We start from the raw sequence: 23,302 nt of genomic DNA, 5'->3' as shown, positions 1-23,302 counted from the left end.
TTCGCCGGCCGCGATCCCGACTGGACACCACCGACCCGCTGAGGCGGACCGGACCGGCGTGACGACGCCGGGTAGGGTTCCGCCGTGGCGAATCTCTGGAAGGGCGTGACGGCGACCGTCAGCCGGGTGGCTCGGCGTACCCCCGCTCGCACCACTGGTCCCATCCCGGCCCAGCCCGCGCGGCGCCGCCAGGTCTCCGCGTTGCAGCGTCGAGAGCTGGTCTACGCCCCCGAGCTGGACGGGCAGGCCGATCCGGGCGAGATCGTCTGGACCTGGGTGTCGTACGAGGACGATCCGCGCCAGGGCAAGGACCGCCCGGTGCTGGTGGTCGGGCGGGTCAGCCGGACCCTCTTCGGGTTGATGCTCTCCAGCAAGAGCGAGCGGGACGGCCAGCGGCACTGGCTCGCCCTCGGCCCCGGCGAGTGGGACCGGGACAACCGGCCGAGCTGGATCCGGCTCGACCGGGTCCTGACGATGCGCGAGGACAGCATCCGGCGGGAGGGCGCGGTGCTGGACCGGGCCCGCTTCGACCTGGTCGGCCGAGCCCTCCGCGCCAAGTACGGCTGGCGCTGACCCACCGCCCCGATTCCCGGCTGTCGCCAGCCACGGAATCGCCGTCGGCCCGGTGGGCAGAGACGTGCGGGCCCTCTCCGGTCTTGACCGGAGAGGGCCCACACGGACCCGGCTACTGCTTGATGTGGCTGTTGTAGAAGACCGGGATGCCGAACTGCTCTGAGATGATCAGGCCACCGACCTTGGCGCCGGTCACCAGGAAGGCGTTGTCCTGGTAGATCGGCACGACCGGGACGTACTTCTCCATGATCATCTGGTCGAGCTTGGCCCACTCCGGACCCGCCTCGCCGGCCGGCAGGTTGCTCACCCGGTCGATCTCGGCGTTCACGTCGTCGGCGTTGAAGTACGACACGTTGGAGTTGCCCTGCGGCCCGAGCTTGCGGCCGTCCCAGAGCACCGGGATGGTCGACACCGCGCTCGGCCAGTCCGCCGCCCAGTTCGACAGGTAGATGTCGTACGGGTTGCCCCGGGTCCGGGCGGTCGGGTTGTGGTCCTCGACGTACTGCACGGTGACGTCGAAGCCCGCCCGCTCCAGGCTCTGCTCCACGATCGGCGCGGTCTGCTGACCGAAGGCCGTGCTCCGGGACATGAAGACCAGCTTGGGCTTCTGCCCGCCGAGCAGCTCCTTGGCCTTCTCCGGGTTGCCGGTCGGCCCGCCGTCGTACGGGTTCGGGTATTCCGTCCGGCCGATGGTGGTGTCGGCCAGCAGGGTGTGGGTCAGCTTGCCGGCGGCGTCGCCGCCCTGGGTGGCGAGGATGCCCTGCTTGTCGATCGCGTACGCGATGGCCTGGCGGACCTTGACGTCCTTGATCCGGTCGTTGTTGATGCTCAGGTACCAGACCGACGGGGCGGTCTTGCGCAGCGTCCGCTCACCGAGCGAGGAGTCGCCCAGCACCTGGTTGACCAGCGCCTGCGGGACCTCCTCCCAGGCCACGGCGAACTGGTCGGCGCCCTGGCTGGCGAGCGCCCGCTCGGTCGCGGCGGTGTCGTTCGGGCCGATCTCGACCTCGATGCCGTCCGGGTAGGCGTGCCGCAGCGGGTCGGTCTTCGGGTCCCAGTTCGGGTTGCGCTCCAGGACGAACCGGGTGTCCTTGACGTACTCCTTGATCTTGTACGGCCCCGAGGAGACCACCCGGCGGTCGTACTCGGTCCGGGTGTCCTGGGCCTTCGGCACCGGCACCGAGGTCGGCAGCGACAGCGCGAACGGCAGGTCGCAGTGCGGCTTGGCGAAGGTGAAGACCAGCGTCCGGTCATCCTTGACGGTCAGCCCGGGGACGCTGTCGGTGCCCGAGGTGTACGGCCCCTTGTAGGTCGCGTTGTACGTCGGGTTGTCCGCCAGCCACTCCTGGATGTACGTCGGCCCGCCGTCGATGCTCTCCTCGAAGGAGCGGGCGATCCCGTACGCCACGTCGGCCGCCTTGATCGGCGCACCGTCCTCGAACTTCACCCCCTCCTTGAGGGTGTACTCCCAGGTCTTGCAGTCCTTGTTCACGTCCTTGCCGGCGTCGGTGGCGAGGTCCCCGACCAGCAGCACGTTGCCGTTGCTGTCCTCCCTGAAGACGGTCAGCGTCCGGACGAACATCTGCTGGATCGACATCCCGGCGAAGGTGTAGGTGCGCTGCGGGTCCAGGTGCTCGAAATCCTGCTCCTGGATGATCTTCAAGGTGCCGCCAGGCTTCGCCCCGGGCACCTCGGCCGCCGGCCCCTGAGAGTCCTTCGGGTCGGTCGCGATCGAGCTGGTGAACTGCTTGCCGCCGCCGTTGTCGGAGTCACCGTTCTCGCCGGTGTTCTCCGAGCAGGCGGCCAGCGCACTGGTCGCGAGCACGAGCGCGGCGCTCGTCGCGGCCACCGCGAGCCTGGGTCGCATAGGAATTCCTCCTGGTCTCGTTCCCGCAGGTCGGATCGGCGTCGATCTGTTGAAGGAAATATTCACTCAAGCAGACTTGAAGGTAAGTTTCATAGCAGTAACGATGGGACAACGTTTGGGCTCATCCGAGTCGGACCCGGGGGTCGACCACCGCGTACAGCACGTCGACCAGGACGTTGGCGGCGACCACGAAGACGGCGGCGAGCAGGACCGTCGCCATCACGATCGGCATGTCCAGGTTGAGCGCCGCGTTCAGCGCCGTCCGGCCGAGCCCGGTGAACCCGAAGACCGTCTCGGTGATGACCGTGCCGCCGAGGTAGGCGCCGAGGTCCAGCCCGGCGATGGTGATGATCGGGGTGATCGCGGCGCGCAGCGCGTGCCGGCCGTACACGGTGATTTTGGACAGTCCCTTGGCCCGCGCGGTCCGGACGAAGTCCTCGGAGAGGGTCTCGAGCATCTGTGCCCGGGAGAGTCGGGCGTAGGTGGCGGAGTTGAGGAAGCCGAGCGCGAACCAGGGCAGCAGCATCGCCGACGCCCAGGCCACCGGATTCTCGGTCAGCGGGGTGTAGCGCGGATAGCTCAGGATGCCGGTCTCGTAGACTAGGCCGATCAGCAGCAGCGGCCCGAAGAGCAGGATCGGCATGGAGGCGCCGATCAGCGACGTGCCGACCGCCAGCTTGTCGAAGGCGGTCCCCCGGCGCAACGCCGAGACCATCCCGATCGAGACGCCCAGCACCAGCCAGACCAGGGCCGCGCCGAAGACGATGCTGAGGGTCACCGGCAGGGTACGCCCGACGATCCCGGTCACCGGCTCGTCGTTGCGGAACGAGAAGCCGAGGCAGGGCGCGGGGCAGTCCCGGGCGGTCTCGCCGGCGCCGATGGTACGGCCGACGAAGATGCCCCGCATGAACTCGCCGTACTGCGCCGGGATCGGCCTGTCCAGCCCCATCCGGCGTTCGATCATCTCGATCCGCTCCGGGCTGCACACGTTCTTGCTGTCCCCGCACATCAGCTCGGCCGGGTTGTTGGGCACCGCGAAGAACATCCCGAAGGTGATCACGCTGACCGCGAGCAGGGTGCTCAGCGCCAGCAGTACCTTCTTGACCACGAATCGCAGCACGGACGCCTCCTACCTGCTCGACTTCGGGTCGAGCGCGTCGCGCAGCGAGTCGCCGAAGAGGTTGAACGCCAGCACCAGCAGGAACAGCGTGGTCCCGCCCACGATGGTGAAACTCGGTACGTCCCGGATGTAGCGCACGCTGTCGTTGATCAGCCGGCCCAGGTCGGGAGTCGGCTCCAGCACCCCGATGCCGAGGAACGACAGCGCCGCCTCCGCCGTGATCAGGGCCGGCACGTTCAGCGAGAAGGTCACCAGGATCGGGGCCCAGAGGTTCGGCAGGAGCTGCCGGAACAGGATGTGCCCCAGTCCCGCCCCGGAGGCGCGGGCCGCCTCCACGAACTCGCGCTCGCGCAGCGAGAGCACCTGTCCCCGGACCAGCCGGGCGGAGATGGTCCAGTTGAAGAGTACGAAGATCAACACCAGCAGCGCGGGTCGGAACCAGGACGCCACCTCGTCGCGCGGCCCGTAGAACTGGTTGACCGCCAGCGGCACGAACGCGAAGCAGAAGATGTAGAACGGGAAGGCCAGCGCCAGGTCGATGATCCAGGTGATCACGGCGTCGACCCAGCCGCCGACGTACCCGGCGACGATGCCGATCACCACGCCGAGCGCGATCGTCAACACGGCGGCGGTGAAGGCGATCATCAGCGAGGTACGCAGCCCGTAGACCACCTGGATGAAGATGTCCCGGCCGATCCCGGGCTGGATGCCGAACCAGTGCTCACCGGAGACCCCGGCGTAGCCGAGCGGGAACCCGTTGCGGTCCAGGCGTTCCGGGAACCGCTCCTGTGGCCCCTTGCCGTAGAGCCGGGCCACCAGTGGCGCGGCCGCCGCCAGCAGCACGAAGAAGACCAGCACCACCCCGCTGACCAGCGCCACCCTGTCCCGGCGCAACCGCCGCCAGGCGAGCTGCCCCGGCGACCGGCCGACGAACCCGTCCGGCTCGACCGCCTTGGTGACGCTCCCGTCGGGCGGCGTGCCGTCCGGTACGCCCTCCGGAACCGGCGGCACCGGGCCGACCCCGGCCGCGACCGCCCCGACCTGCGCCGCGATCTGCTGTTCACTCACGGTACTCGCCTTCGTTCGCGCTGCGGGACTCGCAAACCCGGCTCATTCCTCGCGCTCACGGAAGATCGCCCTCCTCCGGGAAGTGGCAGGCCACCGCGCCGCCACCGCCCGGGTACGGGGTGAGCGGCGGCTCCTGGGCCGCGCAGATCTCCTGGGCCTTCCAGCAGCGGGTCCGGAACCGGCAGCCGGACGGCGGATCCAGTGGCGTCGGTACGTCCCCGGTGAGCCGGATCCGCCCCGCCGGCCCCAACTTCGTCACGTCCGGTACGGCGGAGAGCAGCGCCCGGGTGTACGGATGCCGTGGCCGCTGGTAGATCTCCACCCGGTCCCCGGTCTCGACGATCTTCCCGAGGTACATCACGGCGATCCGCTGGCAGAAGTGCCGGACCACGGCGAGGTCGTGTGCGATGAAGACGAAGGCGAGATCCAGCTCCCGTTGCAGGTCGCGGAGCAGGTTGACCACCTGCGCCTGGATCGACACGTCCAGCGCGGAGACCGGCTCGTCGGCGACGACGAGCTTCGGCCGCAGGGCCAGCGCACGGGCGATCCCGATCCGCTGCCGCTGGCCGCCCGAGAACTCGTGCGGATAGCGGTTGTAGTGCTCGGGGTTCAGCCCGACCAGTTCGAGCAGCTCGCGTACCCGCTGCTGCACCCCGCCGGGCGGGACGACTCCGTTGACCTGCAACGGCATTGCCACGATCCGCCCGACGGTGTGCCGGGGGTTCAGCGAGGCGTACGGGTCCTGGAAGATGATCTGGAGGTCCTGGCGGAGCGGCCGGAGTTCGCCCCGGGAGGCGTGCGTGATGTCCCGCCCCTCGAAGACGATCTTGCCGGCGGTCGGCTCCAGCAGCCGGACCAGCAGCCGGCCGGTGGTGGTCTTGCCGCAGCCCGACTCGCCGACCAGGCCGAGGGTCTCCCCCGCCCGTACCTCGAAGTCCAGCCCGTCGACCGCGCGCACCAGGCTACGACGGCGCAACCCGGAGCGCACCGGGAAGTGCTTGGTCAGCCCGGTCACGGTCAGCAGCGGATCGCCCACGGCCCCGGCCGGCTGCCCCGAGGCCACCTCTGTCCGCGCGCTCACGGTGCCACCCCCACCTGGGCGATCTCGTCGGCGTAGTACCGCTGCCGGTCGGCCTCGGACAGGTGGCAGGCGACCAGGTGACCGGCCTCGGCCACCGGCAGCAGCTCGGGTACCTCGGTCGAGGAGCGACCGCCGGTCCGGTCGGCGTACCGGCAGCGGGGGTGGAACGCGCAGCCGGGCGGCAGGTGGATCAGGCTCGGCGGGTTGCCCCGGATCGGCACCAGGTCCGCGTCCGCGTCGCCGTGCAACGACGGCACGCTGGAGAGCAACCCCCAGGTGTACGGGTGCTGCGGCCGGCGGAGCACCTGCTCGACGCTGCCGTGTTCGACGGCCCGGCCGGCGTACATCACGAGTACGTCGTCGGCGACCTGGCTGACCACCCCGAGGTCGTGGGTGATCAGCACGATCGCCGAGTTGAACTCGGCCTGCAGGTCGGCCAGCAGGTCGAGGATCTGCGCCTGCACGGTGACGTCCAGCGCGGTGGTCGGCTCGTCGGCGACCAGCAGATCGGGGTCGTTGACCAGCGCCATCGCGATCATCACCCGCTGGCGCATCCCGCCGGAAAACTCGTGCGGGTAGTCGTCGACCCGGCGCTCCGGCTGTGGGATGCCGACCCGGCCCAGCATGTCAACCGCACGTCGCCGGGCGGCTTGGCGGCCGGCACCGGGATGGTGCACCCGGTACGCCTCGGCGATCTGCCGCCCCACTGGATAGTAGGGATGCAGTGCGGAGAGCGGATCCTGAAAGACCATCGCCATGTCCCGGCCGCGCAGTTTGCGGCACTCGGCGTCGGGCAACCCGACGATGTCCCGCCCACCGACCAGGATCTCGCCGCTGATCTCCGTACGCCTCGGGTCGTGCAGCCCGAGCACGGCGAGGCTGGTGACGCTCTTGCCCGAGCCGGACTCACCGACGATGCCCAGGGTGCGACCCCGTTGCACGGCGAACGAGAGCCCGTCGACCGCCCGCACCACCCCGTCCTCGGTGCGGAACCGCACCCGCAGATCCCGCACCCGCAGGTACGCCTCGTCCGTCGGGGGCGCGGACGACGCTGTTGATGCCGGCGTTCCCACCAGCGCCCTCCCTCTTCCTGCTCGGTCACCCGTTCCGCCGCTCGCCCGGCCCGAGCCACGCCGACCCCGGGGAGCGTGAAGGTAACCTACAGCAGAGTCCAGAGGGCGAAAATAAGCTACAGGTGCCGATCTTCCCGGTACGCCGGGCTTCCTCGGCCGGAGGACCGGTGCATCGCCCTATTCAAATGGGTCCGATCCAATCCTGTCGACCCCGCCCGCCACCTCGGCACCGTCGATGTCTCTCCGGATCCGGTCGGCGATCCGGCGTACGTCGTCAAGACTCTTCGGGCCACGCGGCCCCGCCGCCACCGCATCCTCGAACAGCGTCACCGCCGCCCACTCGTCCGCCGGGCAGCCGCCCGGTATGCAGCGCGGACACGCGTTGTTCTGGTGTGCCCTGATGACGCGCCGCGCGGCATCCAGGATGTCGGCCGGCGAGGGACGCTCACCTGGCATGTCGGCAGAGCACGTCGAGGCGGACCATCAACTCGATGCATGGCGCGTGCGGCTCCACCGACGACCACGAGCAGGTCGGATGGTCATGGCCGGTGACCCACACCCAGAGATGACCGCCGTCCTCCCGGGTCACCCCGGCATGGACCTTGGTCACCGTCATGTCGCAGTACGCGGTGCAGGGCAGATCGTGGATGTGGTACCAGTCCCCGGACCGGAGCCGCAGCAGCGTCCCGGCGGGCAGTTCGGGGATCTCGGGCGGGCTGATGTGCGGGGGCTTCGTCGTCATCGCTTCGGCCCCGGCACCCGTACCCACCGACGCCCGTCCCACCGATAGTCACGCACTCTGCGCTGCCGCAACCAGATCCATCCTCGGGTTCGCTTCAGCATCCTTCCTCTCCTTCCTGCCCTAGAGCCACACCAAACCTCGCGCCGGGCAGGACACCCGACGCAGCAGCAAACACAGAATGTGGCCACTGCATCACCATGCGCGACGACAGTGGCAGCGACGAACCAGCGTCATTTGGGGCGACATTCCGGCGACATTGGCGTTACGGTGACCGTATGACCGCGCCGAACAGTGCTCTTCGAGCCGTCCGACTGGGCATGCGGATGAGTCAGGACGACTTCGCCCGCGCTCTCCAGGACGCCGGCCGTCGAGCCGGCCAGCCCAACGACGCCAACAAGCGACTTGTACAGCGCTGGGAGTCGGGCTCGATCACTGCCCCCCGGCCCGTCTACGCACGTGCGCTGGAGGTGGTCACCGGGTTGCCCATCGAGTCTCTGGGCTTCACTGCCGCCGCGTACGCCAGCGTGACGCCAGACGGTCAGGGCGGACACGATCTCGCATCGCCGACCGGCGCTCCGGTGATGCCCGCCGCCGCACCGGCCTCACAGGGCAGTCCCTACCGCAACTACTCAGGCATCTGGCTGAGCCGGTACGAGTACTTCTCCAGCGGACGGGACGAGGCGTTCGTCGGCCAGCACTACGTGGTCGTGTTGCAGCACGGCGACCGACTGACGGTACGCAGCCTGCCGAACACCGCAGAGGGTTCGCTCACCATCGACATGACGATCGACGGCAGCGTCGTCACGGGTACCTGGATCGAGCAGACCGACCCGAGTGGCTATTACCGTGGCGGGCGCTATCACGGGGCGATCCAGATGCTGGTCGAGCCGACCGGTCGGCGGATGACCGGCAAGTGGGTCGGATTCGGCAAGGACATGGACATCAACACTGGCCCCTGGGAGTTGGTCTTCCAGGACGCCTCGACCAACAAGGCCACGATGGACCACTACAACCGACCGCCGGACTGAGCCAGCAGCGAGCAGACGTTTAGCTGCCGTGAATCGCACTGTTACAGGGAAAGAGTGCCTTCAGCACAGGCCGGAAGGGACTATTTCGCTGAACTAGCGGGAGGACGGGTGGAGGCTAGGAGAGCGCCGTTAGGAGCGTTTGCCTGTATCGGTGCACGAGGGCGCGGTCGTTTGTCGCCCAGGTGACGGCCGCGGTGGCGTGGTGGCGGCGGGTGGGCGTGAGCGCGGGGTTGCTCGCGTTCACGGTCTCCGTCTCCGCGATCTGGGTCTGCCTCGTAACGATCATGTCGAGCAACTGCTCGGGTTCGACCGGGCCGTACGCGTCCCGCAGTTCCCGCAGGTGCTTCGCCTGCTGCTCGATGGGAACGTTGCCGAGTGACTGGATGCACCAGGTCCACGCCAGATAGGCGAGATCGTCGAGCCGCTGGCCCGGGCGGCAGGAATCCCAGTCGATGAAGGCCGCCGGGCGCCCACACTGGAAAATGGTGTTGAACGGGCCGGGGTCGCCGTGGATCACGCACTCGTGTGCGCCGGCCAGGGCGTGGCCGGCGGTGGCGTCGTGCAACGCGCGCAGCATCCGCCCGCCCTGCGCGTACGCGCCCGGGGCTCGCTGGCTCGGGTGGTCGGTGGTGACTCCTGGGATGAAGCTGAGAATGTCCCTGCCGAACTCGTCGACCCCCAGGTGACGGGGCGCGTAGGGAAACCCGACCGCTTCCAGGTGGGTCAGCACCTGCGCGGCGAACCCCGCCCCGGAGCCACGGCTGCGCCGGACGGTGTCGCCGATCCGCACGACCTCCCGGGCGTTGTGCCCGCCGGTCAAGGGCCCGTCAACCACCACACCATCATGCCGGGACAGGCGCGCTGACAGGAGGTCCCCGATCTCACGTACGGTGACCCGATGCACCTCCTGCGTGTCCGACCGCTGTGCCAGACTGGCGCCGTACGGGAGGCGAACCGACAAGACCGCGACGACGGACCGGAGGTGACCATGACCGCAGCGGTGTTCGAGCACGGCGGGCCGTGGACCGAAGCGGAGTACCTCGCCCTCGGCGAGACCCGGGATCGCGTCGAACTCTTCGACGGGAGCCTCCACGTGACACCTGCCCCCACCCCTCGCCACCAGCACATTTCCGGCGAGATCCGCGCGGCGCTCCGGCCGGCCGTGCGTGCCGTCGGACTACATGTGCTGGAGGCGGTGAACGTACGACTGCAGCCGGGCCGGATTCCGATCCCCGACCTGGTGGTCACCGGCGAGATCGACTTCGACGAGCTGGTCGTTGACGGTACGGCGGTACGGCTGGTCTGCGAGATCAGCTCGCCCAGCAACGCCGCCACCGACAAGGTGCTGAAGATGCACTACTACGCCACCGCCCGGATCCCGTGGTATCTGCTGGTCGAGCAGGACACCGGCACTCTGCGGCTGCACCGTCTAGACGGCACGCACTACGTCGAGCACGCGGTGGCCAAGCCCGGTGACGTCCTGCGGCTCGCCGAGCCGGTCGTGGCGGAAATCCGGCCGGAGGAGCTGCTACCGGAATGCGGGCCAGTGCTCCGGCCTTCAGGCCGGGGGTGAAGGCCCGCGCTGGGAGGGCCGCCAGGCCCGAGCAGTGCCTTAACCGGGACGGTTCTGCTGCTCGATGTACTGCTTCACGACGCTGCGCGGTGCGCCGCCGACGGAGCCTGCGAAGTACGAACCGGACCAGAGTTTGTTGGCCCGGTAGTAGTGGCGTACCAGGTCAGGGAACTCCTGCCGTAGCCGCCGCGAGGACACGCCCTTGAGTGAGTTGACCAGGCGGGCCACGGCTACCTTTGGGGGGAAGTTGACCAGCAGGTGTACGTGGTTGTTCTCGCCGTTGAACTCGACCAGCTCGGCCTCGAAGTCGGCGCACACGTCTCGCATGATCGCCTCCATCCGGGTCAGGTGCCGGTCGGCGAACACCTTATGCCGGAACTTCGTCACGAAAACCAAGTGGACATGCATCGCGAAAACGCAGTGCCTGCCGGTTCGGATGCCTTGAAGCTCAGCCATAGACCAACATGGTACGGTGCTTCCCGTGCAGCTCCGTTACCAGTTCCGCGTGTACCCGACTCCCGGCCAGCGGATCGACCTGGCTCGGGCTTTCGGGTGCGCGCGGGTGGTGTTCAACGACGGTCTCAAGCTGCGCTGGCAGGCCCGCGAGGCGGGCTTGCCGTACGTGTCGGACGCCGAGCTGTCCAAGCAGGTCATCACGCAAGCCAAGGCGACCCCGGAGCGGACGTGGCTGGGCGAGGTGTCGGCCGTGGTGTTGCAGCAGGCCCTGGCCGATCTGAACACCGCGTACCGTAACTTCTTCGCCTCGGTCACCGGCAAGCGCAAGGGCCGCAAGGTCGCCCCGCCCCGCTTCCGGTCCCGCAAGGACAACCGGCAGGCGATCCGCTTCACCAAGAACTCCCGGTTCAAGGTCCTCGACAACGGCCACCTACGACTGCCGAAGATCGGCGACGTGGTGGTGCGCTGGTCACGGTCGTTGCCATCGGACCCGTCGAGCGTGGCGATCATCACCGACGCCGCCGGGCGGTACTTCGCCTCGTTCGTCGTTTCGACCACCGACGAGCCGTTGCCCGAACTGGACTCGGAAGTCGGCATCGATTTGGGCTTGACGCACTTCGCGGTCCTGTCCGACGGCACGAAGGTGGCCGCGCCCAGGTTTCTGCGCCGTGCGGCCCGCAAGCTTAAGCGGTTGCAACAAGCCCTCTCCCGCAAGCGGCGCGGGAGTCAGAACCGCAAGAAGGCCGCCGTGTTGGTCGCCAGGGCGCACGCCCGCGTGGCCGACACCCGGCGGGACTGGCAGCACAAGCTGTCCACGACGATCATCCGCGAGAACCAAGCGGTGTACGTCGAGGACCTTGCCGTTGCCGGACTCGGCCGGACCCGGCTGGCGAAATCCGTGCACGATGCGGGCTGGGCCAGCTTCACCGCCATGCTGGAGTACAAGGCCGCGAAGTACGGCAGGACATTCGGCCGGGTGGACCGATTCTTCCCATCCACCCGCATGTGCTCGCAGTGTGGCCGCATCAACGACAAGATGGCCTTGAACGTCCGGTGGTGGGACTGCCCCTGCGGGACCACCCACGACCGGGACGTCAACGCCGCCATCAACGTGCTCGCCGCCGGACAGGCGGAGAGCCTAAACGACCGTGGAGCGCACGTAAGACCGGGACTCGTCCCGGCGGCCCGCAGGGAAGCGGTAACCCACCCGGACGCCGCGTGTTCCACGCGCAGCGTGGAGGGAATCTCCGTCCTTTAGGGCGGAGAGGATGTCAACCGGGCGCTGACCCCACCTCCTCGCATAAGGTCATCCATGATCGGATTCGGCTCCGGCCGGATCACCGAACGGGCGAACCAGCGAGGAGATGCCGATGGCCGAGTTCGACGTGGCGACGGCGGCGGTGCAGGCCGCCCTCGACGCCGGGGCCCGGTACGCCGACGCGCGGGTGATGCACCGCCGGTACGAGTCGATGTCCGCCCGCAACGGCGAGATCGAGTCCGTCACCCAGGACGAGAGCGCCGGGATCGGGGTACGCGCACTCGTCGGCTCGGGATGGGGCTTCTACGCCGTACCCGATCTCTCGGAGCCGGCGGCCCGGGCGGCGGGTGAGCGGGCCGCGCGGATCGCCGCCGCGAGTGGCCGGGTCGCCGGTCCCGGCAGCAGTCTGCTGCCGGTGCCGGCCAGCACCGGGTCGTGGAGTTCGCCCTGCGCGGTCGACCCGCTCTCGGTGCCGCTGTCGGACAAGGGCGACCTGCTGGTCCGGGCCACCGGGACGTCCCGGGAACACGGCGCCGACCTGGCCGAGGGGCTCTACCAGATCTGGGACACCCGCAAGTGGTTCGTCTCCAGCGAGGGCCACCGGATCGACCAGCACGTCCGGGAGTCCGGGGCGGGGATCTCGGCCACGGTGATCGGCGACGGCGAGACGCAGCGCCGCTCCTACCCCAGCTATCGCGGCCAGTACGGCGCGCAGGGCTGGGAGCTGGTCGACTCGCTCGACCTGACCGCGCACGCCGCCCGGATCGCCGAGGAGGCCCGGGAACTGGTGACCGCGCCGCTCTGCCCGGCCGGCGAGACCACGCTGATCCTCGGTGGCGAGCAGATGGCCTTGCAGATCCACGAGTCGGTCGGGCACGCCATCGAACTCGACCGGATCCTCGGCTGGGAGGCCGCCTTCGCCGGCACGTCCTGGCTGGACCTCGACCAGCTCGGCGCGCTGCGGTACGGCTCCGAGCTGATGAACGTCACCATCGACCCGACCATCCCCGGTGCGCTGGGCAGCTTCGGCTTCGACGACGAGGGGACCCCGGCGGCCAAGCGCGACGCGGTCCGGGAGGGGCGCTGGGTCGGCACGCTCGCCGGCCGGGACTCGGCGGCGATCGCCGGGCTGGACTACGCCGGCAGCGTCCGGGCCGACGGCTGGGCCCGACTGCCGATGGTCCGGATGACGAACGTCGGGCTGGAACCCGGCCCGCACACCCTGGACGAGATCATCGCGGCCACCGACGACGGCGTGCTGATGGACCTCAACCGCTCCTGGTCGATCGACGACAAGCGGCTGAACTTCCAGTTCGGCTGCGAGATCGGCTGGGAGGTCAAGAACGGCCGGCGGGGCCGGATGCTGCGCAACCCGACATACACCGGGATCGGGCCGCAGTTCTGGCGGTCGATGGACATGCTCTCCTCGGAGACCGTCGCCTGGGGTACCCCGAACTGCGGCAAGGGGCAGCCGGGCCAGATCGGCCACACCGGCCACCCCGCCGCTCCCGCCCGGTTCACGAACGTGCGGGTCGGAGTACGCGGGTGAGCGCGAGGAGTGAGCCGGGTCTGCGAGCCCCGCAGTCGCGAACGAACGACAAGCACAGGTGAGCCTGCGGCGTGAGCGTGAGCGGCTATGGAGGCAGCGTTAACGCTTCCCCTTGGCTGGAAGCCGGTGGATTTCTGGCTCGGACCGCACCCGAGCACCGTCTCGGAAGGAGGTGATCGCATGTCTCACGTCGTCGGCACCAGCACGGCCGCGTTCTGCCGTGGCGAGGATCGTCCTCGCGGCGTTCCGGTCCCGACCCGCGGTGTGTCCGCAGGTGTCGCACCGGAAGACTCTGACACCCAGCCCGAGGCGGTGCTTGGCTCTCGTACCGTACTGCGAGCAGGTCATCGTGGTGTAGGCGGGCGGCACCAGCACCACCTTCCGGCCCGCCCGCGTGCCACGGTCGACCAGTTCCCGTTTCGCCGCGCCGATCGCCGCGTCAGCAGCCTTGCCCGCCATCCGGGACCTGGCCAGGAACGTCGGCTTGAAATCCTCGACCGCGATCGTCGCGTGGTTGTCGACGATTTTCTTCGCCCAGACGCGGGCGTCGTGGGTGTTCTGCCGGGCCGCCTTCTTCGCCAGCTTCGCGGCCTGACGCTTGGCGCGCAGGTAGCCGTTCGACGGCTTCACACCCCTGGGCCGCCGGCGGCGGGCCATCCGGCGTTGGAGTTTGGCGAGTTCGGCGGCGCACCGTTTCCGGTGGCCGAGGTACGGCAGGTCGTAGGCCGCGTCCGTCGTTGTCGCGGTCGTGGTGACACCCCGGTCGACACCGATCGCACCCTCGGCATCGGGGGCGGGCACGATGTAACGGCGCACGACGAAGGAGGCGTACCAGTGCCCGAGCGTGTCCCGGTAGACCCGGACACTGCTCGGATCGGACGGCAACTCGCGAGACCAGACGACCGGAACGGTGACGCCGCCGGGCAGCCGCAGCCGACGGTCGCGAACCGAAAACCCACGCCTGGTGTATTCCAGACTGGGCACGGCGTCCTTACGCCGTTTGACCCTAGGCCGACCCCGTCCCTTCACCCTGAACGAGTGCTGAAGGGCCAGAGCGTAGCTACGCAACGTCTGCTGCTGCGCGACCTGAGACCCTTCGCGCAGCCACGACGAGCGGGCCCGCGCCTCGGTCAACAACCTCGACAACCTGCCAAAGGTGGGTCTGCGGCCGGTTCTGTACTGGTGGACAGCCTCGTTCCACAGCCAACGACACCGCCCCCACTCGCCAAGCAGCGCGGCCTCCGCAGTCGCGCCAGGACGCAACCGGAAGGTGTACCGCACCACCTCTTCCACACCCGCGAGCATCCCAGCCCCATCCGACAGTTCCGGCCCCGCAGAGGAGTCGACGCCATGCCAAAAACCAACAGCACACCGGACCACCCTTACCTCCCCATGGCCGAAGCCAGCGGTTTCTCGGGCGGCTCTTGATGACATCCCCACTCGACCTCGCCGGCCAGGTCGTCGAACTCGTCCGGCAGGTCGCCGGGCCGGGTGCCGAGGCGGAGGCCGGCACCGAGCACGCCGAGCTGGCGCTGACCAGGTTCGCGAACTCCTTCATCCACCAGAACATGGCCGACGCCGTCACAACCGTGCGGCTGCGGCTGCACCTCGACGGGCGTACCGCCACCGGGTCGTCCACGGTGGTGAGCGCCGAGGGAGTGCGTGACCTGGTCGAACGTACCGTCGCGGCGGTCCGGCACTGCCCGCCCGACCCGGGCTGGCCGGGGCTCACCCCACCGACCACGGTGGACGGGAGCGGCAACTGGGACGAGGCCACCGCCGTGGCCGGGCCGGAGCAGCGGGCCGAGCGGGTACGCGAGTTCGTCGAGACGGCCGGTGGGCTGGAGGCGGCCGGCTACTGCCGTACCGGGCAGCGGACCGGGGCGTTCGCCAACACGGCCGGGCACGCGGTGACCGGGCGGAGCACCGAGGCGGCGATGGACGGGATCGCCCGGTGCGGTGGCGCGGACGGGGTGGCCCGGCTGGGCTCGTTCCGCCTCGCCGACCTGGCCGGCGGCGTACTCGGCGCGCGGGCGTCGGTGAAGGCGCGGGCCGGGGTCGCCCCCGTCGAACTGCCCCCCGGGCGGTACGAGGTGGTGCTGGAGCCGACCGCCGTCGCCGACCTGCTACAGAACTTGTCGACCTACGGCTTCAACGGAAAGGCGTACAACGAGCAGCGCTCGTTCGCTGTGCCGGGGGAGGAACAGTTCGACCGGTCGATCACGCTGCTGGACGACGCGCTGGCCGGACCGGCGCTGCCGTTCGACGCCGAGGGCAGCCCCCGGACTCCGGTCGCGCTGGTCGAGCACGGCGTCACCCGGACGGTCGCGCACGATCGGCGGACCGCCGCCGAGGCCGGCACCTCCTCGACCGGGCACGCCGTGCCGGGCGGCGCGGCCACCGGGGCGGTCCCGCTGCACCTCGGGCTGGCACCGGCCGCGTCGCCGAACGGTGTGACCAGGCCGGGCGAGGTCTCCGGGCCGGTGGTCGACGCGGACACCGCCGCGCTGGTCGCCCAGGTACGGCGCGGGCTGCTGGTCACCGACCTCTGGTACACCCGGGTCCTCGACCCGAGGAGTCTGGTCGTCACCGGGCTCACCCGCAACGGCGTGTGGCTGATCGAGGACGGTGAGGTGGCCGCCGCAGTGCAGAACTTCCGGTTCACCCAGTCCTATCCGCAGGCGCTCGCCCCCGGCGCCGTACTCGGGATCGGCCGGCACTCGGTGTTGCAGTCCCAGACCTTCAGCAGCGCGTGGTGGTCGGCGCCGCCACTCCGGCTGGCCTCGTGGAACTTCACCGGCGGCGCCTCCGGCTGACCGGTCTCCGGGACGGCGGAACCTCCCCGTCGCCCCGCGCGGGGATGCCCGGATCGCGTCACGGTGCTTCACTGTGTGGCGTGACGGACGACGCGACCACCCCTGCCGCCGACGACGCGGGCACCGGCTCCCGGTACGGGCCTGACAGCCCGGGCCGGGCCGAGCCGGCGGGCAGGGCCGGCGACGTACCCCCGGGTGCGCCGGCCGGCACCGACCAGCCGGCCGGGCAGCGACGTCCGCCCGACCCGGCCGCCCGGCGGCGCCGCCGGCTGACCATCGCCGGAATCGCCGGTGCGGCGGTCCTGGTACTGCTGGTCTGCGGCTGCCTCGGCGCGTTCGCGGCCGGCCTGGGCCGATTCGCCCGGGAGTCCGACCACGAGCGGACGGCCCAGGCCCGGGGCGAGGATGCCTGCCGCGAGCTGGAGAGGCGGCTCAACCGGTTGACCCCGCCCGGTGCCACCGGAAGTCCGGGCGAGCGGGCGGCGGCGATCCGGGACGAGAACGCCGCGGTACGGCCGTTCCTGTCCGAAATCGAGCGACTACGCGGCTGGTGGAACGAGGACCGCGACGACGACCCGGACGACGACCGGGACGGTCGTGGCGAGTCCTGGCAGCGGCTGGTCGACGCCCGGGCCAGTTACGCGGACGCACTAGACCGGCAGGTGACCAACGGCGAGCCGGCGTTCTTCATCGCGCCGCGCGATCCGGCGGGCCGGCCTGTGGTGGACCGGTTGCAGCACGGGCCCGAGGAGTGCGCCTCGGCCGCCCGCAGACTCGGCGCGCCCGACCTGTAGGCAGCGCACCAGACCTGTCAGCAGTTCGCGTTCCGCCGCTGAACCGAATCGTCCGCGCCCCGCTCGGCCGCACCGATCCGGCCGTACCCGGCACGGTGGGCGTCACCGAGTGAAGTTATGCACAACCGCGCCCGGATCCGGGAACAGGACTTTCGTAATCGGCGGGAAACCCGCGAGACTCCCTTGCGCATGTGCTCGTCAACGTGCGGCGTAACGTGTGCACCGACGCGGACGCAGGTAGCGCGGCTGCGGGTCCTCCCCTGCCCCCGCGCGCCCCGCCGGAACACCATCCGTGCCCGTCAGCCAGACCGGGCCCCGTCAGGGAGACATAGATGACTACGAGGACGGCCCCACCTCCGGCCGGACTGCCGGGGAGCGTGCGCCAGCGCGCGGCCATCACGGCAAAAACCCTGCGTACCGACCGCTGGTGGTTCGCTCCACTGATCACGGTGATCGGACTCGGCGCCTGGGTCACGTACGCCACGGTGCGGGTATTCATGCACGACTTCTACTGGGTCGCGGACTACCACTACCTGACCCCGTTCTACTCGCCGTGCGTGACGGAAGCCTGCATCCCCGAGGCGGCGCACTTCGGCCGGGTGCTCCCCGGCTGGTGGATCATCCCAGACGCCGCGCTGACCCTGCCGTTCCTGCTGCTGTTCCGGCTCACCTGCTACTACTACCGCAAGGCGTACTACCGGTCGTTCTGGCTCTCGCCGCCGGCCTGCGCGGTCCCGGACGGGCACAAGACCTACACCGGCGAGACCCGCTTCCCGCTGCTCGGCCAGAACCTGCACCGCTACACCTTCTACGCTGCCGTGATCATCTCGCTGATCAACAGCTGGGACGCGGTCCTCGCCTTCCACAGCCCGAAGGGCTTCGGCTTCGGCCTCGGCAACCTGGTCCTGCTCGGCAACGTGGTGATGCTCTGGGCGTACACGCTCTCCTGCCACTCCTGCCGGCACATCGCGGGCGGCCGGTTGAAGCACTTCTCCCAGCACCCGGTGCGGTACCGGTTCTGGACGTTCGTCTCCAAGCTCAACGTCCGGCACATGCAGCTCGCCTGGATCACCCTGGGCACCCTGGCGCTGACCGACTTCTACGTCATGGCGCTCTCCGCCAACTGGTTCGACGACCTGCGGTTCATCAACTAAAGGGCCTCTGACATGACTACCCGAATCGAACGACACCACTACGACGTCGTCGTCATCGGTGCCGGTGGTGCCGGCCTCCGCGCGGCGATCGAGGCCCGGCTGGCCGGGAAGCGCACCGCGATCATCTCGAAGTCGCTGTTCGGCAAGGCCCACACCGTGATGGCCGAGGGCGGCGCCGCCGCCGCGATGGGGAACGTGAACAGCCGGGACAACTGGCAGGTGCACTTCCGGGACACCATGCGGGGCGGCAAGTTCCTGAACAACTTCCGGATGGCCGAGCTGCACGCCAAGGAGTCGCCGCAGCGGATCTGGGAGCTGGAGACGTACGGTGCGCTCTTCGACCGCACCAAGGACGGGAAGATCTCGCAGCGCAACTTCGGCGGCCACGAGTACCCGCGGCTGGCGCACGTCGGCGACCGGACCGGCCTGGAGCTGATCCGCACCCTGCAACAGAAGATCGTCTCGTTGCAGCAGGAGGACAAGAAGGCGCACGGCGACTACGAAGCCCGGATCAAGGTCTTCGCCGAGACCACCATCACCGAGCTGCTGCTCGACGGGGACCGGATCGCCGGCGCGTTCGGCTACTACCGGGAGTCCGGCGAGTTCGTCCTCTTCGAGGCCCCGGCCGTGGTGCTGGCCACCGGCGGGGTCGGCCGGTCCTACAAGGTCACCTCGAACTCCTGGGAGTACACCGGGGACGGGCACGCGCTGGCGCTGCGGGCCGGCGCCACGCTGATCAACATGGAGTTCCTCCAGTTCCACCCGACCGGCATGGTCTGGCCGCCCTCGGTGAAGGGCATCCTGGTCACCGAGTCGGTCCGGGGCGACGGCGGGGTGCTGAAGAACTCCGAGGGCAAGCGGTTCATGTTCAACTACGTCCCCGACGTCTTCCGGAAGCAGTACGCGGAGACCGAGGAGGAGGCGGACCGCTGGTACACCGACCCGGACAACAACCGGCGCCCGCCGGAGCTGCTGCCCCGGGACGAGGTCGCCCGGGCGATCAACGCCGAGGTCAAGGCCGGTCGGGGTACGCCGGCCGGCGGCGTCTACCTGGACATCGCCAGCCGGCTGCCGGCCGAGGAGGTACGCCGCCGGCTGCCCTCGATGTACCACCAGTTCAAGGAGCTGGCCGACGTCGACATCACGGCCGAGCCGATGGAGGTCGGGCCGACCTGCCACTACGTGATGGGTGGCGTCGAGGTCGACCCGGACAGCGGCGCGGCGGCCGGACACGTGCAGGGGCTCTTCGCCGCCGGTGAGGTCTCCGGCGGCATGCACGGCTCCAACCGGCTCGGCGGCAACTCCCTCTCCGACCTGCTGGTCTTCGGCAAGCGGGCCGGCGAGCACGCCTCGTCGTACGCCGGAGGGCTGGCCGCCCGGCCGAAGGTGTCGGCGGCGGACGTCGAGGCCGCGGTGGACCGGGCGCTGGCTCCGCTGGAGCGCGAGGGCGGGGAGAACCCGTACACGTTGCAGCAGGACCTCCAGGCGGTGATGGGCGACCTGGTCGGCATCATCCGGCGCAAGGGCGAGCTGGAGGAGTCGCTGGTCAAGCTGGCCGACCTGCGGGACCGGGTGACCCGGGTGTCGGCGGCCGGCGGTCGCCGCTACAACCCCGGCTGGCACCTGGCGCTGGACCTGCGCAACATGCTGGTGGTCTCGGAGTGCACCGCCCGGGCGGCGCTGGAGCGCGAGGAGTCCCGGGGTGGCCACACCCGGGAGGACTTCCCGACCATGGCGCCGCAGTGGCGCACGGTCAACCTGGTCTGCTCGCTCGACGGCGACAAGGTACGCCTGGAGCACAAGCCGCTGCCGAAGATGCGGGGCGAGCTGATCCAGCTCTTCGACCGCACCGAGCTGGCCAAGTACCTGACCGAAGAGGAGCTGGCGGACTTCGACGCCCTCACCACAGAGGCGCACGCTGAGGAGGCGGCCAAGTAATGGCGACACAGAACGCGCCGGGTGGCACCGGCAAGGCCGGCGCCACCCGCCACTTCAAGGTCTGGCGCGGGGACGAGTCGGGCGGGGAGCTGACCGACTACCAGGTGCAGGTGAACGAGGGTGAGGTGGTCCTCGACGTCATTCACCGGTTGCAGGCGACCGAGGCGCCGGACCTGGCCTGCCGGTGGAACTGCAAGGCCGGCAAGTGCGGTTCCTGCTCGATGGAGATCAACGGCATGCCCCGGCTGGGCTGCATGACCCGGATGTCGACGTTCGAGGAGAACGAGACGGTCACCATCACCCCGCTGCGGACCTTCCCGGTGATCCGGGACCTGGTCACCGACGTCTCGTACAACTACGAGAAGGCCCGGGAGACCCCGGCGTTCGCCCCGCCGACCGAGTTGAAGCCGGGTGACTACCGGATGCAGCAGGTCGACGTCGAGCGGTCGCAGGAGTTCCGCAAGTGCATCGAGTGCTTCCTGTGCCAGAACACCTGCCACGTGGTCCGGGACCACGAGGAGAACAAGGTCGCCTTCTCCGGGCCGCGCTACTTCATCCGCGCCGCCGAGCTGGACATGCACCCGCTGGACGCGAAGACGGACCGCAAGGAGTACGCCCAGGCGTCGCAGGGTCTCGGCTACTGCAACATCACCAAGTGCTGCACCGAGGTCTGCCCCGAGCACATCAAGATCACTGACAACGCGATCATCCCAATGAAGGAACGCGTCGTCGACCGACGGTACGATCCAGTTGTGTGGCTCGGTAGCAAGATCTTCCGCCGTGGCAAGCAGAACGAGGTCGCGCAGGGCCAGCCCCCGCGCGACCCGGACGAACTCGGCTCGGTGCACTCGCACGCGGGCGGTTCGCACGAGCCCGAGGCCGAGGCCGGCGCGGAGCACGGCGTGCACTGGGGCCGGCAGGTCCCGCACCCGACCGCGCCCCCGCTGGACTCCCGGGGTCGGTTGGCGATCAGCGAGTTCACCTTCGACAAGGCGGCCGCGCCCTCACCGTTCGGTGACGACGTGACCTTCCCGCTGCCGGCCGAGGGGCTCAACTACAGCCACCCGGCACAGCCGCGCGACAAGGACTGACCCGTCTCGTGGCGCGGGCCGAGGTCACCGGAGGGTGAGTTCGGCCCGCGCCCGGGGCCGGTCCGGCGACGGCCGACGGGACGACGGTGTTCAGCACCAGCCGGTCGGTCAGGACGCGGCCAGCACAGGGCGCAGCGCCGCCACGATCGGTACGTCCGCCGGCAGCCACGGCACGCTGTCCAGCTCTTCCGGGCGCAGCCAGCGCAGTTCGGAGTGCTCCAGGGGCTGCGGCTGGTCCCCGTCGACGAGTGCGGCCAGATAGACCCGGAGCACCGAGCGGCCATGACCCATCCGGACATCCCGGCCGACCCGGTCACCGATCTCGACCCGTACGCCCAGCTCCTCGGCACACTCCCGGACCAGCGCGGCGACCTCGGACTCGCCCGGCTCGACCTTGCCGCCCGGGAACTCCCACCGGCCGGCCACCTCCGGCGGGTGAGATCGCGCACAGGCGAGTACCCGGCCGGCAACCACGATGGCTGCCCCCACCACGACTTTCGGCTCCCGCCGTCCGCGCCCGGAATGTCCCCCAGTCGGCCCATCCCGGTCGTTACCGTTCGCCCAATCGGTCCGCACGGGCGTCCAGCGTGCCAGATCAATCGGGAATTCGGGTAGCTGCGCCGGACCCACCGGCCAATAGAAGACGGAAGGGTGGACGTGGACACACCAGCCGGCCAGCGACAGACTAGGGAGCACCGACCGAGACACGGGATGGCGACGATTTGGCCACAAGCCGGCAACGACGCCTGGGAGGTTTGGCGATGCGTGCTCTGTGGGGTGGCCGGATGGACCGCGACTACCTGAGCGACGCACTCACCCTACTGGGCGACTGGACCCGCGAGGGACAGCAGATCAAGAGGACCCTCATCCTCGACGACACCCAGCACGCGGCCCTCACCGAGCGGATAAAGGTCATCGCGGACGCGCTGCATCTCCGCCCGGAGGTCCGGCGGCTGGACGGGCACACCCAGATCAGGATCGGTCCCCGCGACGACAGCGAGATCACCGAGGGTGAGGTCACCCTCGCCGCCCGGATCGAGGACGTCTACCGCGCGGTGACCGCTCCGAACTGACCGGCCGAGGCCCGGCCTGTCCTCCTCGGACGCGGCGGCCAGCGGCGCGGTGCGGTGGTGGCGGGCCCCTCCTACCCTCGGATCATGGCCAACGTCACCTATGACCGTCGTGAGCAGCTCAAGCAGATCGAGAGCGGCCTGCTCGACGGGGAACAGGTCATCGCCGTCTACGACGCCATCGGCACGGGCACCGGGTTCATCGGGCTGACCGACCGACGCGTGATCATCCAGGACAAGTCGTTCGTCGGCAAGAAGTTCGCGATCACCAGCATCCCGTACTCGAAGATCACCAGCGTGAGCGTGGTGAGCAACAAGTCCTGGGGTGGTTCGTTCTTCTCCACCGGCGCCATCGCGATCAACGTCGGCACCCACACCTACGAGGTGGAGTTCCGTGGCGACCAGAAGAGTCACCACGTACACAACGTGATCCTGCACTACATCTCGTGACCGGTCGCCTGGCGGAGCGGAGGCACCCAGGGGTGAACTCGCCGACGCTCAGGCCTCCCGTGCCGCGTCGTACGCCTTCCGGGCCGTGAGGACGTCGTCCAACCAAGACCGTCAGCATCCGTAAGGTAGAGATCGCCCAGGAGACCATCCCGGGCGACCACAACCTCGCACACCTAAAGCTCTTCCACCATGCGCTCTTCCGGGACGTCTTTGACCGCCGATACAAAGCTGCTGGTCGCGGTGTTGGATCCGGTCGTACGCGGGATCTGATCCTCGGCACGTCCGGCCCGACGCCGAGCTGGGTTTGGACCCGTCAAGAATCTGACTTGGGCGTGACAAACGTGCCACGACCAGTGAAGGTCACCACCCGACCCTCCTCGCGTAGCACATCGAGTGCGGCACGTACGGTGCCGCGCGCAACGGCGTACGTCTGCGCCAACGTCACCTCACCCGGAAGCTTGTGCCCAGGTAGCCACTCACCGCTGTCTATCTTCGCCCGCAGCGCGTCAGCCACCTGCTCAGCGAACGAGCGTGGCGCCCACGGATCGATCACGCACTCAGGCTTCCACCTGTTCAGCTAGGCCAGCCTGTCCATGCTGTT

General features: G+C 69.5%; 24 protein-coding genes. 12 read left to right on the top strand and 12 right to left on the bottom strand.

Features of this window, described 5'->3' with window-relative positions:
* Positions 1-84: 84 nt before the first annotated feature.
* Positions 85-573 (top strand): type II toxin-antitoxin system PemK/MazF family toxin, encoded by a 489-nt coding sequence (locus ACSMXO_RS05190; protein WP_455416883.1) that lies wholly within the window; start codon positions 85-87, stop codon positions 571-573.
* A gap of 112 nt (positions 574-685) precedes the next feature.
* Here the strand turns inward: ACSMXO_RS05190 and ACSMXO_RS05185 are convergent, their stop codons facing one another.
* The 7 genes from ACSMXO_RS05185 to ACSMXO_RS05155 form a co-directional block, all read right to left on the bottom strand.
* Complete coding sequence (locus tag ACSMXO_RS05185; RefSeq protein WP_455416882.1) at positions 686-2,440, bottom strand: ABC transporter substrate-binding protein; 1,755 nt, start codon at positions 2,438-2,440, stop codon at positions 686-688.
* Positions 2,441-2,561: 121 nt separating this feature from the next.
* A complete protein-coding gene (locus tag ACSMXO_RS05180) occupies positions 2,562-3,560 on the bottom strand; it encodes an ABC transporter permease (protein ID WP_455416881.1) in 999 nt (332 codons plus the stop codon).
* A gap of 9 nt (positions 3,561-3,569) precedes the next feature.
* Positions 3,570-4,628 carry an ABC transporter permease gene (locus ACSMXO_RS05175; RefSeq protein ID WP_455416880.1) on the bottom strand — a complete coding sequence of 353 codons (1,059 nt, stop codon included), beginning with the start codon at positions 4,626-4,628 and terminating at the stop codon, positions 3,570-3,572.
* A 55-nt stretch (positions 4,629-4,683) separates the two neighbouring features.
* A complete protein-coding gene (locus ACSMXO_RS05170) occupies positions 4,684-5,709 on the bottom strand; it encodes an ABC transporter ATP-binding protein (RefSeq protein WP_455416879.1) in 1,026 nt (341 codons plus the stop codon).
* Positions 5,706-6,782 (bottom strand): ABC transporter ATP-binding protein, encoded by a 1,077-nt coding sequence (locus ACSMXO_RS05165; RefSeq protein ID WP_455416878.1) that lies wholly within the window; start codon positions 6,780-6,782, stop codon positions 5,706-5,708. Before ACSMXO_RS05165 ends, ACSMXO_RS05170 begins: the two co-directional genes overlap by 4 nt.
* A 177-nt stretch (positions 6,783-6,959) precedes the next feature.
* Positions 6,960-7,238 (bottom strand): hypothetical protein, encoded by a 279-nt coding sequence (locus ACSMXO_RS05160; RefSeq protein WP_455416877.1) that lies wholly within the window; start codon positions 7,236-7,238, stop codon positions 6,960-6,962.
* The gene (locus ACSMXO_RS05155; protein ID WP_346262101.1) at positions 7,228-7,524 is read right to left on the bottom strand and encodes a hypothetical protein; all 297 of its coding nucleotides are present in this window, start codon (positions 7,522-7,524) and stop codon (positions 7,228-7,230) included. The genes ACSMXO_RS05160 and ACSMXO_RS05155 overlap by 11 nt, the downstream gene beginning before the upstream one ends.
* Positions 7,525-7,799: 275 nt before the next feature.
* Here ACSMXO_RS05155 and ACSMXO_RS05150 point away from each other — a divergent pair, with 275 nt between their 5' ends.
* A complete protein-coding gene (locus tag ACSMXO_RS05150) occupies positions 7,800-8,552 on the top strand; it encodes a helix-turn-helix domain-containing protein (RefSeq protein ID WP_455416876.1) in 753 nt (250 codons plus the stop codon).
* 115 nt (positions 8,553-8,667) lie between these two features.
* Here the strand turns inward: ACSMXO_RS05150 and ACSMXO_RS05145 are convergent, their stop codons facing one another.
* Positions 8,668-9,387 (bottom strand): aminoglycoside phosphotransferase family protein, encoded by a 720-nt coding sequence (locus ACSMXO_RS05145; protein WP_455416875.1) that lies wholly within the window; start codon positions 9,385-9,387, stop codon positions 8,668-8,670.
* Positions 9,388-9,540: 153 nt separating this feature from the next.
* Here ACSMXO_RS05145 and ACSMXO_RS05140 point away from each other — a divergent pair, with 153 nt between their 5' ends.
* Positions 9,541-10,125, top strand: a complete 585-nt coding sequence (locus ACSMXO_RS05140; protein ID WP_455416874.1) for a Uma2 family endonuclease — start codon at positions 9,541-9,543, stop codon at positions 10,123-10,125.
* A gap of 39 nt (positions 10,126-10,164) precedes the next feature.
* Here ACSMXO_RS05140 and tnpA read toward each other — a convergent pair whose 3' ends face one another.
* Positions 10,165-10,581: an IS200/IS605 family transposase gene (gene tnpA / locus ACSMXO_RS05135; RefSeq protein WP_455416873.1), complete on the bottom strand. Its 417-nt coding sequence runs from the start codon at positions 10,579-10,581 to the stop codon at positions 10,165-10,167.
* 25 nt (positions 10,582-10,606) lie between these two features.
* Between tnpA and ACSMXO_RS05130 the strand changes: the two genes are divergently transcribed.
* Together ACSMXO_RS05130 and ACSMXO_RS05125 are read left to right on the top strand one after the other, a co-directional pair.
* Positions 10,607-11,839, top strand: a complete 1,233-nt coding sequence (locus tag ACSMXO_RS05130; protein ID WP_455416872.1) for an RNA-guided endonuclease InsQ/TnpB family protein — start codon at positions 10,607-10,609, stop codon at positions 11,837-11,839.
* Between the two features lie 112 nt (positions 11,840-11,951).
* Positions 11,952-13,388, top strand: coding sequence for a TldD/PmbA family protein (locus tag ACSMXO_RS05125; RefSeq protein WP_455416871.1), 1,437 nt, complete (start codon positions 11,952-11,954; stop codon positions 13,386-13,388).
* Between the two features lie 99 nt (positions 13,389-13,487).
* On the opposite strand, the gene ACSMXO_RS05120 is transcribed toward ACSMXO_RS05125, so the two are convergent.
* Positions 13,488-14,822 (bottom strand): RNA-guided endonuclease InsQ/TnpB family protein, encoded by a 1,335-nt coding sequence (locus ACSMXO_RS05120; protein WP_455419171.1) that lies wholly within the window; start codon positions 14,820-14,822, stop codon positions 13,488-13,490.
* Between ACSMXO_RS05120 and ACSMXO_RS05115 the strand changes: the two genes are divergently transcribed.
* The 5 genes from ACSMXO_RS05115 to ACSMXO_RS05095 all read left to right on the top strand — a co-directional run bounded on the left by ACSMXO_RS05115 (position 14,816) and on the right by ACSMXO_RS05095 (position 21,181).
* Positions 14,816-16,204, top strand: coding sequence for a TldD/PmbA family protein (locus ACSMXO_RS05115; RefSeq protein ID WP_455416870.1), 1,389 nt, complete (start codon positions 14,816-14,818; stop codon positions 16,202-16,204). The genes ACSMXO_RS05120 and ACSMXO_RS05115 overlap by 7 nt on opposite strands.
* 80 nt (positions 16,205-16,284) lie before the next feature.
* Positions 16,285-16,998, top strand: coding sequence for a hypothetical protein (locus tag ACSMXO_RS05110; protein WP_455416869.1), 714 nt, complete (start codon positions 16,285-16,287; stop codon positions 16,996-16,998).
* Between the two features lie 332 nt (positions 16,999-17,330).
* Positions 17,331-18,152, top strand: coding sequence for a hypothetical protein (locus ACSMXO_RS05105; RefSeq protein WP_346260419.1), 822 nt, complete (start codon positions 17,331-17,333; stop codon positions 18,150-18,152).
* Between the two features lie 12 nt (positions 18,153-18,164).
* The gene (locus ACSMXO_RS05100) at positions 18,165-20,090 is read left to right on the top strand and encodes a fumarate reductase/succinate dehydrogenase flavoprotein subunit (RefSeq protein ID WP_455416868.1); all 1,926 of its coding nucleotides are present in this window, start codon (positions 18,165-18,167) and stop codon (positions 20,088-20,090) included.
* Positions 20,090-21,181, top strand: a complete 1,092-nt coding sequence (locus ACSMXO_RS05095) for a succinate dehydrogenase/fumarate reductase iron-sulfur subunit (protein ID WP_346260417.1) — start codon at positions 20,090-20,092, stop codon at positions 21,179-21,181. Before ACSMXO_RS05100 ends, ACSMXO_RS05095 begins: the two co-directional genes overlap by 1 nt.
* A gap of 108 nt (positions 21,182-21,289) precedes the next feature.
* Here ACSMXO_RS05095 and ACSMXO_RS05090 read toward each other — a convergent pair whose 3' ends face one another.
* Positions 21,290-21,673, bottom strand: coding sequence for a (deoxy)nucleoside triphosphate pyrophosphohydrolase (locus tag ACSMXO_RS05090; RefSeq protein WP_346260416.1), 384 nt, complete (start codon positions 21,671-21,673; stop codon positions 21,290-21,292).
* Between the two features lie 269 nt (positions 21,674-21,942).
* On the opposite strand from ACSMXO_RS05090, the gene ACSMXO_RS05085 reads away from it, so the two are divergent.
* Entirely contained in the window at positions 21,943-22,254 is a 312-nt protein-coding gene (locus tag ACSMXO_RS05085) for a 4a-hydroxytetrahydrobiopterin dehydratase (RefSeq protein WP_346260415.1), read from the top strand.
* An 84-nt stretch (positions 22,255-22,338) separates the two neighbouring features.
* Positions 22,339-22,701 carry a PH domain-containing protein gene (locus ACSMXO_RS05080; protein ID WP_346260414.1) on the top strand — a complete coding sequence of 121 codons (363 nt, stop codon included), beginning with the start codon at positions 22,339-22,341 and terminating at the stop codon, positions 22,699-22,701.
* Positions 22,702-23,014: 313 nt separating this feature from the next.
* Here the strand turns inward: ACSMXO_RS05080 and ACSMXO_RS05075 are convergent, their stop codons facing one another.
* Entirely contained in the window at positions 23,015-23,254 is a 240-nt protein-coding gene (locus ACSMXO_RS05075) for a GntR family transcriptional regulator (protein WP_455416867.1), read from the bottom strand.
* Positions 23,255-23,302: the final 48 nt, after the last annotated feature.

The organism is Plantactinospora sp. DSM 117369 (genome assembly GCF_053764795.1).
Note: the sequence above shows the minus strand (reverse complement) of the source record. Positions and strands in the feature narration are given on the sequence as shown.